The organism is Bacillus sp. FSL R5-0422 (assembly GCF_038610765.1).
Lineage (GTDB): Bacteria > Bacillota > Bacilli > Bacillales > Bacillaceae > Bacillus > Bacillus pumilus_O.
The window spans coordinates 1014940-1032566 of record NZ_CP152014.1 but is presented as its reverse complement, the minus strand read 5'-3'; the positions used below and the strand labels follow the sequence as shown (position 1 = coordinate 1032566).

Annotated in this window: 15 protein-coding genes; 3 read left to right on the top strand and 12 right to left on the bottom strand. The window is 40.4% G+C overall.

Features of this window, described 5'->3' with window-relative positions; genetic code table 11:
• Positions 1 to 13 precede the first annotated feature (13 nt).
• The gene (gene addA / locus MKX52_RS05080) at positions 14 to 3718 is read right to left on the bottom strand and encodes a helicase-exonuclease AddAB subunit AddA (protein ID WP_342491599.1); all 3705 of its coding nucleotides are present in this window, start codon (positions 3716 to 3718) and stop codon (positions 14 to 16) included.
• Positions 3696 to 7205, bottom strand: coding sequence for a helicase-exonuclease AddAB subunit AddB (gene addB, locus MKX52_RS05075; protein WP_342491598.1), 3510 nt, complete (start codon positions 7203 to 7205; stop codon positions 3696 to 3698). The genes addA and addB overlap by 23 nt, the downstream gene beginning before the upstream one ends.
• A gap of 164 nt (positions 7206 to 7369) precedes the next feature.
• Between addB and MKX52_RS05070 the strand changes: the two genes are divergently transcribed.
• The gene (locus MKX52_RS05070; RefSeq protein ID WP_342491597.1) at positions 7370 to 7816 is read left to right on the top strand and encodes a ferritin-like domain-containing protein; all 447 of its coding nucleotides are present in this window, start codon (positions 7370 to 7372) and stop codon (positions 7814 to 7816) included.
• Between the two features lie 196 nt (positions 7817 to 8012).
• On the opposite strand, the gene MKX52_RS05065 is transcribed toward MKX52_RS05070, so the two are convergent.
• The 3 genes from MKX52_RS05065 to MKX52_RS05055 are packed head-to-tail and all read right to left on the bottom strand — an operon-like array spanning position 8013 to position 9734.
• On the bottom strand, positions 8013 to 8423 hold the full coding sequence (locus MKX52_RS05065; RefSeq protein ID WP_025093362.1) for a DoxX family protein: 411 nt from the start codon (positions 8421 to 8423) through the stop codon (positions 8013 to 8015).
• Between the two features lie 56 nt (positions 8424 to 8479).
• A complete protein-coding gene (locus MKX52_RS05060) occupies positions 8480 to 9319 on the bottom strand; it encodes a M56 family metallopeptidase (protein WP_342491596.1) in 840 nt (279 codons plus the stop codon).
• Positions 9312 to 9734, bottom strand: a complete 423-nt coding sequence (locus MKX52_RS05055; RefSeq protein WP_041815366.1) for a BlaI/MecI/CopY family transcriptional regulator — start codon at positions 9732 to 9734, stop codon at positions 9312 to 9314. Before MKX52_RS05055 ends, MKX52_RS05060 begins: the two co-directional genes overlap by 8 nt.
• 266 nt (positions 9735 to 10000) lie before the next feature.
• Here MKX52_RS05055 and MKX52_RS05050 point away from each other — a divergent pair, with 266 nt between their 5' ends.
• Positions 10001 to 11146 carry an AbrB family transcriptional regulator gene (locus MKX52_RS05050; protein ID WP_342491871.1) on the top strand — a complete coding sequence of 382 codons (1146 nt, stop codon included), beginning with the start codon at positions 10001 to 10003 and terminating at the stop codon, positions 11144 to 11146.
• A gap of 35 nt (positions 11147 to 11181) precedes the next feature.
• Here MKX52_RS05050 and lepB read toward each other — a convergent pair whose 3' ends face one another.
• Both lepB and MKX52_RS05040 read right to left on the bottom strand, forming a co-directional pair.
• A complete protein-coding gene (gene lepB / locus MKX52_RS05045; protein ID WP_041815362.1) occupies positions 11182 to 11694 on the bottom strand; it encodes a signal peptidase I in 513 nt (170 codons plus the stop codon).
• A complete protein-coding gene (locus MKX52_RS05040) occupies positions 11694 to 12311 on the bottom strand; it encodes a TVP38/TMEM64 family protein (RefSeq protein WP_144456106.1) in 618 nt (205 codons plus the stop codon). Before MKX52_RS05040 ends, lepB begins: the two co-directional genes overlap by 1 nt.
• Before the next feature lie 151 nt (positions 12312 to 12462).
• Between MKX52_RS05040 and MKX52_RS05035 the strand changes: the two genes are divergently transcribed.
• Positions 12463 to 12825, top strand: coding sequence for a hypothetical protein (locus MKX52_RS05035; RefSeq protein WP_041815357.1), 363 nt, complete (start codon positions 12463 to 12465; stop codon positions 12823 to 12825).
• 68 nt (positions 12826 to 12893) lie between these two features.
• Here MKX52_RS05035 and MKX52_RS05030 read toward each other — a convergent pair whose 3' ends face one another.
• The 5 genes from MKX52_RS05030 to MKX52_RS05010 form a co-directional block, all read right to left on the bottom strand.
• A complete protein-coding gene (locus tag MKX52_RS05030; RefSeq protein ID WP_012009489.1) occupies positions 12894 to 13862 on the bottom strand; it encodes an LCP family protein in 969 nt (322 codons plus the stop codon).
• A 139-nt stretch (positions 13863 to 14001) separates the two neighbouring features.
• Positions 14002 to 14946 (bottom strand): siderophore ABC transporter substrate-binding protein, encoded by a 945-nt coding sequence (locus MKX52_RS05025; protein ID WP_342491595.1) that lies wholly within the window; start codon positions 14944 to 14946, stop codon positions 14002 to 14004.
• A gap of 22 nt (positions 14947 to 14968) precedes the next feature.
• A complete protein-coding gene (locus MKX52_RS05020) occupies positions 14969 to 15727 on the bottom strand; it encodes an ATP-binding cassette domain-containing protein (protein ID WP_342491594.1) in 759 nt (252 codons plus the stop codon).
• The gene (locus MKX52_RS05015) at positions 15718 to 16668 is read right to left on the bottom strand and encodes an iron chelate uptake ABC transporter family permease subunit (protein WP_119124658.1); all 951 of its coding nucleotides are present in this window, start codon (positions 16666 to 16668) and stop codon (positions 15718 to 15720) included. Before MKX52_RS05015 ends, MKX52_RS05020 begins: the two co-directional genes overlap by 10 nt.
• Complete coding sequence (locus MKX52_RS05010) at positions 16661 to 17611, bottom strand: ABC transporter permease (RefSeq protein ID WP_251184144.1); 951 nt, start codon at positions 17609 to 17611, stop codon at positions 16661 to 16663. Before MKX52_RS05010 ends, MKX52_RS05015 begins: the two co-directional genes overlap by 8 nt.
• Between the last annotated feature and the right edge of the window lie 16 nt (positions 17612 to 17627).

The following is a 17627-nucleotide window of genomic DNA, read 5'->3' as shown; positions in this document are numbered from 1 at the left end:
CATTCCGATACATTTATAAAGATATCTCTACATTTCCATCGAAGAAATAAAGAATTTTCTCCTCTAATGTTCTGTTTGTCAAACGCTCTACCGCTTTTGCATATAACGCGATTTGGGTTTCATAACGCTTTTTCAAGATTGGTACAGCAGCGTCAATTCCACCTGTATATCTGCCTTGAACTCTATCAGTTTTATAATCTAGTAAATATAGCTTTCCATCTGTTTCAAATAAACAGTCAATCATTCCTTGAATTAAAACAGGCTCTCCCTCAGTATCAATATGACTGTATACCTCTTTAACAGGTAAGACCATACTAAATGACACCTCTCGTTTCACCCAGTCCGCTTTTAGCAGTTTTTGACCAATTGAAGTAGAGAAGAAAGCAGCGATTCCCTCTTGATTAATTGACTGAACCTGCTCATCTGTTAGCAAGTCTCGCTGTTGTAAAGATTCGAGCAAGTGACCTATACGTGACTCATCATAGGGCTCCTCAGAAGGAAGCGGGATATGCTGCATCACTGTATGCATGGCGGTGCCTTGTTCTGCGGCAGTGAGTGTTTTTTTCTTCATGAAAGCCGGCCGGTCATACAACGTTGCACGAGCTTTTCGAATAGAAGAAGGAACACTGTACTCATCCTGTATTTCTCTCATTCTTTTTATCTCGGAAACAGACTGCTTTGTGCCGACTTGTGAGGCCGCTAGATACGGATATTTCCACGAGAGCCTCTCTGCCACCTTCTCATCAGCATCGCCATATCCTTCAACAGGTAGACCAACCATCAATGCTTGTACAATCTCGTCTTGCTCCTTCTTTTCAAGTGACAGATCTTCCTTTAAAAGATCAGAAGCTTGCGTAAATGAGATAGTGAATGTAGACGGATGCGAAAGAACAACATCTCCTGTTTCTTCTAGAACAGATGACATCGCTTGATGACGTATGAGGGCAGGTCCAATGAAATCTAAGTATGTTTTCGATTGATACCGTTCAAAATCTGGGAGCAGCCACTCTTCTCCGGTTGCGGCATTTTGCCATTTGCTTAATGCTTTTACCTGATTTTTGACAGAGCCGACGAGAAATAATTTTTCTTTAGCCCTTGTGAGTGCCACATATAGAACCCTCAACTCTTCAGATAACAACTCTTTTCTCATCTTTTTTTTCATCGCCACAAGCGGTAATGTCGCATAACTAATTCTCAGCTCAGGATGGATATACTTACTTCCAAAGCCTAGCTCTTTATCAAGTAAATAAGACTGGTTTAAGTCCATCATATTAAAGTTCCTGCCAAGTCCTGCGGTAAAGACGACTGGGAATTCTAATCCTTTACTACTATGAATCGTCATCATGCGCACAACGTCCTCTGTTTCACTGAACGTTTTTGCCGCACCAAGATCGTCCCCACGCTCCTGCATTCTTTCAATAAAACGAAGGAATCGGAATAGCCCTCTAAAGGCAGCTTTTTCGTACTGCTTGGCCCGGTCATAAAGGGCACGAAGATTCGCTTGCCGCTGCTTACCTCCAGGCATTCCCCCAACATAATCAAGATACTGTGTATCGCGGTAGACTTCCCAAATTAATTCTGCCACCGAATGATTGATGGAGAAATCACGCCATTTGCGCAGTAATTGGAAAAATCGCTCTAGTTTTTTGCATGTAGGATGATCAGAATGAGTCACACTCATAAAGGCCTTTACAGCATCATAATACGTGCCCTTTTTATCACTCGTCCGAATCAGCGCCAACTCATTTTCATCTAAATGAACAAGAGGTGATCTTAAAACAGCAGCAAGCGGAATATCCTGATATGGATTATCAATGACTTTTAACAAAGAAAGGATGACAGACACCTCTGTTGCTTCAAAATAACCAGAGGAAAGATTCGCATATACGGGGATTCCCTGCTTCTTTAATTCCTCCATCATTTGCGGAGCCCACGGCATAGACCGAAGTAAAATGACAATGTCTCGATACTGCAAGTTCCGGGTCATTTGCTGCTTTGCATCGTACACTTGAAATGGCTGCTCCACTAATTCTTTTATTTTTTTAGCAATGATTCTCGCTTCAAATTGGACGGTCTCGAGCTCTTCTCGCTCTTCGTCAGTTTCCGTTTCCTGCTGATTTAAGTGGACAAGAAGCATTTCTGTCGTTGTATCTTTGCTTTCTGGATAACTCGCTCCAAGCTTTAATTCAGCTTGTTCATCATATTCAATTTCTCCAACTGTTTCCCCCATCAGCTGCTTGAACAAAAAGTTCGTACTATCTAAAACATCTGAACGGCTGCGGAAGTTTTTATTTAAATCGATTCTCTTCCCTGTTTCTTTGCCGTCTGGTTGAAAGTGTTTATATTTGTTTAAAAAGAGCATGGGCTCAGCCAGTCTAAAACGATAAATAGACTGCTTGACATCACCAACCATAAACAGATTACCCTCTGAAGAATGTTCTCCTTTAGATACAAGTTTTAAAATTGTTTCTTGTACAAGGTTTGTATCCTGGTATTCATCAACGAGCACTTCTTCAAACTGCTGTTGATAGTACTTAGCAGCTTCTGTTTCGATCAAATGTCCTTCTGCATCCTGCTCAGCTAAAATACGTAAGCAATAGTGCTCTAAATCGGAAAAGTCGACAATAGACTTTTCCTGCTTCGCTCTTTCGAAACGCTCACCAAATTGGATCACAAGCTCTACAAGCGTCTCGACAACTGGCTTCATTTCAGCTAAGCTTTTTAAATGCTGGGCAGGACTGCGCATGAAGTATTCATCTTTTAGTTTTTCTAATTGTTTTTTTGCTTGATTACGTGCATCAGTGGCTTTCTCTAATAAAGCAGGATCATATTCGTCCCCTTTGCACGTTTTGAGCCTTTTAAAATTGACGTTCGGCAAAAGCTCATAAAGTTTCTCAAAATCATCTTGATGACGGATTAATTCATTGACTTGCTCTAAATCGTCTATAAAATTCTCTGCTCTCGGTGCTGGACCGCCGGGCTCTTTTGATAGCGAAAGAGCTCGTTCAAGCAGCTCCTGGCAGCTCCGGAGAACGAGCGAAAGATCTTCTTTGATATAGGGGTAAAATGGTAATTCTTCCACTTTTGTTTGCGCATCTACATCATATAGTGAAAGGAACGCCCGCATCCATTGCTCCGGAGATGGATGCGATCTTGAAAACTCATAGATTCTCTTCACGAGCCATTGCAAATCTAAGTCATGACGGTCAGATGTGTAACGATCAACTAGTTCAAAGAATGATGGCTTTCCAGCCTTATATTCATCCTCAAACAGTTCATCTAACACTTCATCTCCTAATAGTTCTCCTTCTGTTTGATCAGCCAAACGGAAGCCTGGATCAAGATCAATTTCATAGTAAAAGGTGCGTAAAACCTGTAAGCAAAAGGAGTGCAAGGTTGAAATATTGGCTCGATTCATGAGGGACAGCTGCCTTCTCATATGAAGAGACCCAGGATTTTTGGCTAATTCTTTTTCAAGTGCTTCTGTGATCCGATGCTTCATCTCTGCTGCAGATGCGTTTGTGAAAGTCACAACGAGCAGACGATCGACATCAACTGGATGTTCAGACCGGGTCATCTTTCGAATCAGGCGTTCAACCAAAACAGCTGTTTTACCTGAACCTGCCGCCGCCGCAACTAAGATATCTTGTCCTTCTGAAACGATGGCTTCCCACTGGTCATCCGTCCACGTACTGTTATTCGGTTTTGGTATTTGCATACTGATCCCCTTCTTTTTTGATCCGTTCTATCACAACATCATCCTTTTCAGAGGTGAGCACCCTAAAATCATTATCTTCTATCGATTCATCGAATTGGCAAATAGACTTGAAAGAACAAAAGCGGCAAGGTGTTTGATCCTTTAATTTATATGGATTAATTGCGACCTCTCCATTTGTAATTCTTTCACCTGCTTCTTCAAATGTGCGCCGAACGTGTTGTGTGAGTATATGGAAATGATCTTCACTTAAAACCGCCGAATCAGAACGGAAAGACCCATCCTTTTTCAAGCCGGCTTGAATGACTTGTGATCTACCTGACTCAAGCGTTTGATCCATTAGCTTGACTGCTTCCACATCTTCAAGTAATAAGCCCTTCATTTTAAATTTCTTGAATATTTCCTGCTCAATTTCATCCTCTGCAAGTGGAATCGGTGCTTGAATGAGCGGGTCATGAATATGGAAATATAAAATGCCAGCAGGCGTTGCTTCTATGCCTAGCCACTCCTTCGAATACGTAATGGTGAGGTCTAAGTATGTGAGCATTTGCAAGGCAAGACCATAGTATACTTCTGCTAGGTCAAGACCTTTCTCACTGGATTTGTAATCGACGATTCTTAAAAGCAGCCCTTTTGAACCTTCTGCTTTATCTACCCTGTCAATTCTTCCGACTAGCTCCATCGTGCAGCCATTCTTTAATTGAAAAGTAAACGGCGGCAAAGGTCCTTGACCTCCAAAACCTAACTCAAGCCCTACTGGAGAAAATCCACTCACTTTGGCATGTTCACTTAATATAGAAGAGACTCGAATTAAGATTTTCTGAAGCTTTTCTTTAATATAAGCATGCCGATTAGAGCTTAATAGAATTTCCTTTTGAAGACGCGGCGCAAGCTGTTCGATTGCATGTCTTGAATAGGTGACACAATCTTCCTTCGTTAAGTTTTTCCAATCCTTTTTTTGTTCAACTAGCGTATCTGAAATATGCTTCAAAGCCGAGTGAAACAACTGGCCGATATCAGGTGCTTCCAATTTGTAAAATTGCCGATCCTTTAGTTTTAAACCGTGGGAAGCAAAGTGAGAAAATGCACACGCATTGAACTTCTCCATTCTTGAAACACTGCCCTGAATATGATCACCGTAAAGCTCTTTTGTGACATTAGGCTTTAATGGCTTCGCTCGATTTGTAAAGAACAAACTTGACATGATATTTTTTGATACATCCCGATTAGGAGATGTCATTAAGTAGTTATAGACACTCCACCATACACCGCTAATGGGATATTGATTGAGCCATTGCTGGAGCTGTGAGACGGTATAAGACAACGAAACATGCTCATTCGCTACAAATTTTAATTGCTCATCGTCTTCCAGCAGTTCTGGATCTAACACATAAAGAGCCTGCTGATGATTTGGCATAAGCTCTTGGCAATACTTGATAAGTGGCGAAGGCAATAGAGAACGTCCTTCTGCATCAGAAGCCGCATAGGATAGATATAAATGATGGGATGGACTTGATAACGCTTGGTAAATTAAAAATTGCTCATCTAGCAGCCGTTCCTTTCCTGTCTCTGCCAGCTCTGCTCCTGCTCGCTTTAACCATTCTCGGTCATCTTCAGACAATACACTCTCATCAGAAGGACGTGCGGGAATAACGCCATCATTTACACCAATGATAAACATACACTTCACTTGATACATTCTGGATAAATCCATACTTCCGATAAATACTTGGTCGAGTGATGGCGGAATTAAAGCGAATTTTAGAGAAGCTAACCCTGTATCTATCATCTGTTGAAATAAAGGAAATGAGAGCTCTTCGTCACCTAGCATGTCAACAAATTCATCCATTAATTGAATGACCGCATCCCATACTTGCCCGTGCTGCATTGCTTCAGCTAATCGACCTGCTTCTTCAGCTTCTAGCCTCGCTTTTTCAAGCTTATCTGGTACTTGTATCTCTTCTAAAAAGACATAGACAGCCTCTACCATATCTCTTACCTTTTGCGTCTTTTTGAGCCTTTTCTGCAACTGGTAAAGCGGAGGCGCGATCCATTCTTTGACGTCATTCAGCATTTGTTCCATTTCAATTTCTTGATCCGTTTGTCTGAAATCCTCATCTAATGATTGGAAGCGCCTGTAATGAAACCGGGAACCGTTTGTCCAGCGCTCTCCTTTTACACCGTAAGCAATACAATAGTTTTCGAGCTGATCTGCCTGCTCTCGTGCTTTGTTCTTAGTGATTTCAAGCGGAAATAAGAACTCTGTTTTTACGCAGCGAAATACCGCTTCATACCGCCAATTTCCTTTTATGACATCCAAGCTCGAACGAATCAATTCGATGAGCGGATGATACTGCATCGATTCATTTCCATCAATAAAAAATGGAATATCGTAATCTCGAAAAACCTCTTTTAACGTATCTTTATAGTCGTCTACATGCCGCGCTACAATCGAGATATCTCGCAGTCTAAGTCCTTTTTCTCTCACTAAATCAAGGATGTCTCTCGCTACTCCTTCAATTTCAGCTCGTTTACTTGCACTTTTAGACACTGTGAGATGAGGGGTATTTTCCTGGTATGGTTGCACTGGCCGCTGCTCATATTGGTGTTCTAAATAAGCAAGATCTGGTGTATAAAGGTGCCGATGATTTCTTTCAAAAATGGTTTCAGAAATGTCAGCTCCGCACTCTTTAGCAAGCTGATAGAGTTGGAAATACGTTTTACCTGTCATACGAAATAAATCAAGTTCATTTGGCTGCCTATCATGATAGGATTGATCTACTGTAAAAGCCGCCGTTACTCTTGCTGCATGCAGCAAGAGCTGTTCGATGACAAGAAGCTGCTGCGGTGTAAATTGATAAAAACCATCGATATAAATATGTGCTCCTTTTATTTCTTCTGCTGAAGGAATTTGCTGGGCAAGTAGATTCAAATAGTCTTCTGAGTGCACATATTCATCTTGTAAATGCTCCTCCATCTGCTGATAAAGAACATGGAGGTCATGCAATTTTTCGGCTGCCCGTCTTTCTTCTGTATACTCTGAAAGCATGCTCTCCACTGAAATTTTCTCAATTTCCTCAGGCAGCATACAGTATCTTTTGAATTCAGCCATCGTTTTTTCGATTTGCTCTACAAACCCCGGCTTATCACTCGCTTTTTTGAATACTTTAAACTTGTCTTTCTGCTCTTCAATCACTTTTCTTAAAAGCATTTGAATTCCTGTGCTTGTCACAAATTGCCGGTTCGCTCCACCAGTCTGCTGTAAAATAGACCAAGCAAGACGAGTGAAACTAAATACTTTAGCTCTGATCATTCCACCAGCTTCAGACGTTTTCGCAAGCTCATATTCCATTAAAAATGTCATTTGATCCGGGACTAAAAAAATGATTGGCGGACCCAACGGATCAAGCCGAAGCTGTTCTTTGATTTCCTCTAAGATTGCAGTCGTTTTTCCACTCCCCGATCTGCCTGCTAAAAACTGAATCTCCACGTTCCACAACACCTTTCTTATGTACTCATATTCTAGCGAAAATAAAGGGAAATAGCTATTTTCCTATCACATTCCTATTCTCCTTTCTGAAAAAGACATAGGCACCTTTCCTCACTCTTTTCATATCATAAACCATCATGAACTAAAAGGAGGCTGGCAATATCATGTATTATGGTTACTATGACTACTCGCCTTATGACATACGACAAAATACAAGGATCATTTCAGATCTTGAGAAAGCGATCAATGGTGAGTATTCTGCGATTCAATGCTACGAAAAACTTGCCCAAAAGGCAAAAAATCCTGAAGCAAAGAAGATCATTCAAGAAATACGCCAGGATGAAGTCAGACACTATCAACTATTTTCAAAGCTATATTATTCTTTAACAGGTAAAAACCACAAACCAAGCGTAACAGAACCTTGTCCAGATCAATTCAGAGAAGGGCTTCTTTTCGCATTTAAAGATGAACAAAAAACGGTCGATTTTTACTTAACGGTATCAGATTATGTCCGGGATCAAGGAACAAAAGAGATGATGAAACGTATTGCTCAAGATGAACAGCAGCATGCTGTATGGTTTTTATATCTTTTAACGCACCATGTGTCTTAGATAGTCCTATTTTAATAGGAGATCGTATGTTCCGTCAAAAAATGAAATCGTCTTTTTGTTCATTCAATCTATAAAATAAAGGACTATTTTCAGCAAACCTCTCACCTCTTTCCCTTTTTCAAACGCGAAAACGACAATTTGATAAATAAAAAAACTCCTCTGCCACAAATAGCAGAAGGAGTTTTTTCATGATCATTTAATGAAATTTTGCTTCATTGCTTTGCTGCTGATGTTTCAGCATCCCATCAATGGACAGCATCTTACTGCCGCTAAGTGTTAAATAAAGCGCCATGACGAGCAGCGATAGTTCAAATTCATAACCGCCAACAAATCCTTTAGAAAAACCAACCGTAATAATCGCCACAGCCATAATTGGTACAAATAATGCTGCGAAAATACGTGTTCCTAGACCTAAAATCAAGGCGATACCACCGACCAGCTCAATCGTCTTCACAATATAGGCCATAAATTCCGGTATACCGATTTGTCCAAAGAATGCCGCTGTTCCTCCCAGACCTCCTTGATATGCCTGAAGTCCGTGTAGAAAGAAGATAATACCTAAAATAACACGTACGAAAAGTGTTCCTATTTCTTGATTTGTTTTCATATAGTGATTTCCTCCTGTTTTTACACTACACAATGTAATGTTAATAAGTAAAAAAATTAGTAATTAAGGTTGAGCATAATCATTAAAGCTACCATCAGAATGGCTGAAGTGACGATTGGAATCATTGGCACATTAAAAGGAATATTGTAAGTTGGATTTAAAATTTTTTGTATTCTTAAATTCAATGCCCGATCCCCAAAGGACACCGCAAACTTTGTTTGTTTTTGAAACTGGGTTCTCTTTTTAATCAGCTTCAAAAGGGCCTGCCCTACTCCAAGCTCAGTGCCTGTCTGCTGAATGGCATAGTCATCTGCAATCACTTCACGAAAAACAGAGTAGCTTTGTCTCATATGCTTTAACACTGGAATGTACCAAATGACTTTTGTAAGCATTGAGAACATGAAAGCCTTTAAAGGATCATAGCTGTATTTGTGATGCAATTCGTGATGAACAACAGCATCAATCTCTTCTTCATCCAGCATGTCCATGAGAGCTGTTGATAAATAAACCTTTGGGTGAAACATCCCCATTGCAAAAGCAAGTGGTTCAAGGCAATGAAACACAATGATATCATTTTGATATGTCTCTGACAGAGATTCGGTTGACGGCTGATCGACTGCCAACATCAAATGCCGTTTGAATTGAATATACTTTCTGATTTGCTTTGCCATATAGAAAATCGCAAAACCCAATGTGTAAAGGACCAAGGCATCCAAAAAGTATTTTAAAGGAGTGAATCCATAGAATTCGAGCACAGACTGGCATACATGGATCAGGTTATATGCTTGATTCCAGCCAAAAAAGCTTGAAAGCACGTAATACCCCATCTGATAAAAAATGGCTAAACCAATCAATATACCGCCTGAAAACAGCATACTCGACTTCATTTTATTCATTTTGCTGCTCCTCTTTTTTAGATGCTAGCCGTGCTTCTAGCACTTTGAGTAATTCAGGATCAGCACTTTCAATCGCATCCACCATATGGTTCACTGCCAGTGGACCGAAATCGTCCATCAGTCCTTGTGTAATCCATTTTGTTTGCTCATTGAGAAATTCTTCTTTTGTTAAAACAGGATTATAAATAGATGAGCGCCCTTTTATTTTTTTCTCCACAATTCCTTTTTCGGTTAAGCGGTTCAGCACAGTCATCACTGTGTTGAAATTAATCGGCTTCTCATCTGACAGCTTTTGCTGCACCTCTTTAATCGGCATATCCTCACCTTCATAAAGGATCTCCATAATTCTTCCCTCTAAAGGACCAAAAAAACGATTCAATCCCTTTTCATTATATTTAAAAGAAGGAATTTTCATGTTATCACCTCACACTAAGCATTGTAGTGTAATTGAAAATGATAGTCAACTGATAACAAAAATAGGGGAAAATCGTTGTATATTGATTTTGTTTTTGGTAAAAATGGTATCTTTCTTTATAAAAATGTACCAATCATTTAGTGATAAGATAATCTTATGAAAATGGTGAAAAAATTCGTATTTTATTTATAGAGACTTTTGTATTATAGTGAAGTTAACAACATTTCACTTACTGAACAAACATATAGGAAGAAGGTTTACATGTGATGAAACAAGGAAACAGCCTTCGAACCGATCTCATTCTCATTGCGATAAGCGGTTTAGGTGGATTTCTTTTGTCTTTAACAGGTATGTCTATTGGCTGGATGGTAGGTACATTAATGACAGCAGCTTTTATTGCGATGCGCCGCCCCACCCTGTTTCAGCGTAAAGGAACCAGCACCTTACGTATTCACAGCAGATGGCTGCTCCTTGGGCAATTCATTCTCGGAATCGAACTCGGACAGAAAATGAATATGAAGGTCCTTCACATCTTCACTGAAAATTGGCTCCCTGTGAGTTTCATGCTCGTCTTTTCTATTCTACTGGCGATGCTCTCAGGCTTTGTCTTATGGAAGCTGAGCAAAACAGATATGCTGACAAGCTTTGTCGGAACTGCCCCCGGCGGTTTATCCGCTATGCCGGGGATTGCCCAAGAGGTGGGAGCCAATACAGCTGTTGTGAGTCTCGTGCAAACGATACGCGTATTAATGGTTGTACTCACTATCCCATTTACAGTGTTTTACTTAAATACAAAAAACCAAGCAGATGCGGCTGTCGTTACACAAGGGAGCGCTTTTTCTTCAGGCGTTTTCACCCTTTCAAACATCTCTTGGACCGCTGCGCTTATTTTAGGTGCCTGGCTTATGTCACGCCTAGCAGTTCGTCTTCATTTCCCTGCTCCTTGGCTGATCGGCAGCATGCTAGGCGTCGCAGCTCTTCAAGTTAGTGCGGGGGCACTCATAGGGTATGATTTGATTCCTTATTGGCCAGCACAAGCGAACATTGCGTCTCAAATATTTCTAGGTGCAACCATCGGTTCTAAAATGAATAAAGAGATGTTTGTCGGACTAAAAAACACTCTCATTGTAGCTGTCGTCAGTTCAGCTGGGCTAATTGCTGCCACTGTCCTCAGCTCAATTGCGATTGCTGAAATCACTGGTATTTCTGTCATTACAGCCATCCTTGCTTTTTCGCCTGGCGGTATTGCAGAGATGGCAACAACAGCGGTCACACTGCACGAGGATTCTACCTTTGTTGTAGCTGTACAAGTCGTCAGAATTATTCTCGTCATTGCAATGCTGCCACCGTTTTTCCGGTTCTTACATCATGTATGGGCAAAAAGGCATCCTGATTATAAAGCCGCAAAATAAAAAATAGACGCTTTGCATGTGCAGAGCGCCTTTTTTTATTCGCTGGTATTTCTTTTGACACCGACAACTTGATCCTTTGAGATGGTGCCAAAATGCCGGCTGTCGAAACTATGTATTCGGTTATCTCCGACCACAAAGTAATGATTGTTTTTGATTTTATCGTCTCCTGTGATGGCTTTCAGCTGAAAATCCCCTGTTAGGACGTTCCCCATTTTATGTTGTTTCTGCTCTTTTAAATAAGGTTCTTTCTTTTTTTCACCATCGACAAATAACTGATCATCTTCATACTTGATCGTTTCTCCTGGGAGTCCAATGACCCGCTTGATCAAGATTTGATTTTTAGGTCCGTGAAATAACACATAATCAAACCGGCTAATTTTCGTGAGTTTTGGCGAGAACTTATTGATTAATAATTCTGTCCCATCTGTAAAAGTTGGGTCCATACTGACCCCTTCTACTTTGTACGTGACAAACATGAAATTCTTTACTTGGAACAATAAGACGATGCCTGTAATAATCATCAACCATAGCAATGGCTTCTTTTTCATTAAGAGCCTCCTTTGTCCTCACGTTTACTCATTCGAATGTTTAACCTATTTTCTACTCTCTTTCCAACATACCATAATATCGCAATAACTAGAACCGCAAAAATACTTCTTAACGGATTCTTAACTAAAGCAGAAAGATCATAACCAATAAAACTAATGATAAAGAGCATGACACACTTACCAGATAAAGTAGCTAATGAGAATTGCCAAAAGCTAATTCTTGATAAACCTGCTACAACATTGACGGCAGCAGAGGGTGTGAAAGGAAAACAAAGTAAAATAAATAATGGACCGAAACCCCGTTTCTCCACCCAAAGCATCAATTTTTTTATAGAAGGATGCCTGCTGATAAAGTTGAGCATTCTCATCTGTCCAAATTTTCTGATCAGTAAAAAGACAAGAATAGACCCTGCACTTGCACCAATCCAGGTCAATAAAAAGCCTTCCCAAAGGCCGAATGCATTTGCATTCGCTACAGCAAACGCAACAAGTGGTAAAAACGGAAGAAATGCTTCTATTAAAGGGAGCAATATCGCCACAATCGGTCCAAAGGCCTTGTAGCTCTCAAAAAATGATGTGATATTTTCATGAGTAAATAGGGAAAGAAATGATGTCAACTTGTTTGACTCCTTCAACATTTGTCTACTTTTCATTTTACATGGAAAACATAAAAATATACAAATGAATCCCTCCCCTTGAGATTATTAGATCCATTCGATATAATAAATAAGAACATGTGTTCTATCAAGAGAGAAAGCAGGCTTGGACATGACGAGACTATCAAGAATACAGCTTCAAATGATGGAACAGGCCATCTTTCTTCCAATGGTCGTCTCCATCCTCAATCGTGATTTGACTCACTTAAAACAACATCAAACATTTAAACTAAATGAACCATACATTCAGCTAGTGACCTCTGTCTTAAAGGAAGCACAAAAGGCACTTTATGAACTAAAGCAGCATTTACGTAAAGAAAAAATGAAGGTGCAGCAAATTGAACACGATGAAGGATTTACAACGTATCTATTTATCATGGATGGCTATGAAGAAAAACATAAATACTTTAATCCACGTATACGTCACCGGGTAGAGGAACTGCTGACTCGTTATTTTCTTCATCAAGCGAATTGAATTGGCTTCATTGTCGCGCTTCTCCATTCAAAACAAAAAGCCTGCCACAGCGGCAGGCTAATGCTTTTTTATGATAATTCAAGCTGTTCTCTCAGCTCTGTTCTCACTTCTTCTAATCCAGCGCCATCTAACTCAAAGTAATACACATTCCCAGGCTGATAATCATGGCCCTTTAGCTGAATGGTATCCACTGATTTCAATGAGCTCAATAACGGGAAAAGGCCGATAAACTGCTTCATGGACAAATTGGTTGAAACATTATCACCAAGTGTATCAATGATGTTGTCATAGGATGGGATCGAAGAAATGGATTTAGATTTTTCAAAGATGGCTTGAAGTGCTTCCATTTGGCGCTTCCCGCGCATAAGGTCACTGTCTGCCTTTCTTGTTCTTACAAAGGCTAATGCTTCTTCACCATTTAACGTATGAGTTCCTGTTTGCACATGAACCTTCCCTTTTGAATCCTTTTCCATTTGTTTTGCGATACCTTCATCTTTTATCGTTACGTCAATTCCGTTTAGCTCATCTACAATGTCTTGAAACGCCTTAAAGTTCCCTGAAATCACATAGTCTACAGGGATATTCAACAAATTTTCGACCGTTTTGACTGACAAATCTGCACTCCCAAATGCATGGGCGTGGGCGATTTTATCATATCCTCTTCCCGGTATATCAACATAAGAATCACGAGGAATACTAAGGAGCTTTATCGTTTTCTCTGTTCGGTTCACCGCCGCCAGTAAGACCGCATCACTTCTTGCTTCGTCTACCGTTTCACCTGGACGACTGTCAATTCCGAGCAAGAGCACCGAGAAGCTGTCCTTTCCTGGATCAAAAGCTTTCACACGCTTTTGCGAGGTCTCTCCTCTTTCTAATGACACTTGCGCCTTATCCGACGCTTTTGAAATTTTATAGTAAGCATATCCTGTGACGGATACTGCCATCACCATGACAAAAGCCATGATAAACAGCACAGCTTTCACCCAAGGTCTCAGCCTTCTTTTGGATCTTGTTTTTGATCTCGTTTTTTCCTTCATCCTTTCCGAACCCTCACTCTATCTTAGTCTATCAATGTAGATTCCACTATAACATATTTTGATGAAAGTTTCCTGCATGCAACATATTTTTATGAATCCACAATAAAAAAGCCGCTCAAGATGAGCAGCTTTTCGTCCATTATTTTTGGTCAATCCCTTGTTTTACTTCATCAATCATGGCAGTCAATGATTCAAGGCCACCGCCAGATAAATACCACATGTCAGAGTTCAAATACACTACATGGTTGTTTTTGACCGCTTTGACTGATTTCACATAATCATTTTCAACAAGCTGTTTCGCAGAAGTTTCTTCTCCGATCGCTGCGCCTCGATCAACGACAAATAGATAATCTGGGTTCGTTTTGACCATGTATTCATACGAAATGCTTTGACCGTGTTTATCAGATGGCTCAAGCTTTTGATCTGCTGGTATGATCCCAAACACATCGTGGATAAGACCGTATCTTGACTTAGGACCAAAGGCTGTCATTTTGCTGTCGTTCGCCATGATCACCAGCCCATTTTTCTTTATTTCTTTTGCTTGTTTCTTTAAAGCATCCACTTTTTGATCAATAGCTGCAAGCTCTTCTTTGACTTTGTCTTCTTTATCAAAAATTTTGCCTAATGTCGTAGCATTCTTTTTAAATGATTCCATGTAGTTGGCATTGTCTACATCCATATAAATCGTCGGGGCAATTTCGGAAAATTCATCGAATGCATCTGCTTGACGATGCTGGATAATGATTAGATCCGGCTTGATTTCTGCAATTTTTTCAAAGTTCGGCTCTTTTAATCCACCGACATTTTCATATTTGTCCCCTTCATATTTCGATAAATATTTAGGTACGACTTGTTTCGGTAGAGCTGTCACGTTCACACCTAGTTTGTCTAGCGTATCAAGACTTCCCATATCAAACACGACTACTTTTTTCGGGTTTTTCTTAACCTTCACACCATCTTTATTGAGCATATCTTTTACCGTGACGGTTTCCTCTTTTGTTCCTTCTGTTTTCCCTTGGTGCCCGCAAGCAGCGAGTACGACGATTGCGGTTAACACAGTCATCATCCAAATCCATTTTTTCATATGTCATCACCTCTTCATTTTTTTAAGAAAAATATAAGCAAATGCGCTCACCGCGAATGACTTCAATCGGTATACGCATGTCATAAATTTGTTCAAGTGCTTCTGTTTGAATCACTTCATCCACTCCGCCTTCTGTGATGACCTTTCCATCTTTTAAAGCGACGATATGATCGGAATACACAGAAGCAAAGTTAATATCATGGAGCACTACAACAATGGTTTTCCCAAGATCTTTGACGAGCTGCTGAAAGAGCTTCATCATCTCGACAGAATGGTTCATATCCAAATTGTTTAAAGGCTCATCTAAGAAAATATAATCTGTATCCTGCGCCAGCACCATTGCAATAAAGGCTCTTTGTCTTTGTCCGCCGCTCAGTTCATCAACATATTGATGCTGGATATTGATTAGCTTCATGTACTGAAGGGACACATCGATCATTTTCTCATCCTCTTTTGTCAAATGGCCCTGTGAGTAAGGAAAACGGCCAAAGCTGACAAGCTCCCGAACGGTCAGACGCACACTCATATGATTGGCCTGCTTTAAAATGCTCATCTTTTTCGCTAGTTCCTGTGGTGGGTACGCGCTATATGGCTTGTCTTCTAAATAAGCTGCACCTGAGTCTGGCTGAATCAGGCGGCTCATGATGGATAAAAGTGTGCTTTTTCCCGCACCATTCGGACCAATGAGAGAGGTCAGCTGTCCTTTTTTCACACTGATTGTTGTGTCGTGAAGCACTGTTTTTCCGTTATACGCCTTACTGACGCCCTTCATCAAGACCATGAACGACTCTCCTTTAACAGTAAATAAATAAAATACAGTCCGCCGACTAAATCAATTAATACACTAAGCGGCGTTTGAAAAGTAAATACCTTTTCTACAAGAAACTCTCCGCCTACAAGGGCAATCACACTGATGAAAAAAGAGCCAAGTAGCAAGTATGTATGCCGGTATGTCCGAAAAAGCTCTCGTGCAACATTTACGACGAGTAAGCCGAGGAACGTAATCGGTCCGACAAGTGCTGTTGCGATAGACACAAGGACAGCAATCACGATCAGCATCTTTTTTGTGATGCTGTCATAGTCAATCCCTAGATTCACCGCATGCTCTTTCCCAAGTGACATGACATCTAATTTGGAGCGGAATGTCCAAATGTAAAGGCACAGCGCCGCAAATAAAATAGAAGCAATGAGTAAGATATCTGTGTTCATGTGATTAAAGCTCGCAAAGGATTTGTCTTGTACGACCTGATATTCATTTGGATCAATTAGCATTTCCATAAAAGAAGAAAGGCTTTTGAACAATGTCCCAAACACAATTCCGACAAGCAGAAGCAAGAAAATGTGCTTATTTTTGCGTTTGAACATGACTGTATATAGCAGGACAGAAAATAGAATCATCAGCCCAACACAAAGGAAAAAATTCAGGTTTTTATTGACGATCATGAAATTGGTCGAACCAAATAGATAAATAATCGCTGTTTGCAAAAACAAGTAAAGTGCATCTAAACCTAGTATGCTCGGCGTTAAGATTCGATTGTTGGTCAAGGTTTGGAAGACAACAGATGAAAAGGCAATCGCGCCTCCTGTCAATGTCATCGCCAGCACTTTCTTTAATCGACTTGGTACTGTGTACGGCCAGTACCCCATTTGATAGGTAATGAAAATCACGATCAGCACTGCTGCAATGGCTGCAATCAGGTATAATGTCCGTTTCTTATGCAAAGCGTTTCCTCCTTAATAACATGTACAGGAAGATCGCACTCCCGATGATGCCGACCATAAGCCCAACTGAAATTTCATATGGATAAATGATCACCCTTCCGAGCACATCACAAATTAGAACAAAAATGGCTCCTAGTAAGGCTGTATGCGGAAGGCTCTTTTTCAAGTGATCACCGCGGTAGATCGATACAATATTCGGAATGATTAAGCCTAGGAATGGCAGCATTCCAACAGTTAATATGGTGACAGATGTAATCATCGAAACAATCACCAAACCAACCGCCATCACACGTTTATACGTTAAACCTAAGTTAACAGCAAAGCTCTCGCCCATACCTGCTACTGTAAAGCGGTCAGCATATAAATACGCAATGATCAATAGTGGAACACTCAGATAGAGCAGTTCATAACGTCCCTGAACAATAAGAGAAAAATCCCCTTGAAGCCATGCGGATACGTTTTGGATCAGATCATATTTATAGGCTATAAACGTAGATATTGAACTGACAATCCCGCCAAACATTAAGCCGACTAACGGTACATAGATCGTATCGTTCACCTTAATATGACGCAAAATTTTTAAGAATAGAAGGTTCCCAGCTAAAGTAAATAGAAACGCGATTCCCATTTTCATGAGCGGGCTCGCATTCGTAAAAACAAGCATTGCGACTAAAATACCAAGCTTCGCCCAATCCATCGTTCCTGCAGTGGTGGGGGAAACAAATTTATTCCTCGTCATGCTTTGCATGATAAAGCCGCATAAACTAAGGCTCATGCCAGCAAGCACAATACTCATGAGACGCGGGATGCGACTTGAAACTAACGTATGCACTTGTTCATCTGTTAAATGAAACAGCTGTAAAATGGACACATCCTGTACACCAACAAACAGTGATACACATGCCAAACATACAAATAATAAACTTAATTGATACAACTTCATCCTAGTTTCTCACTTT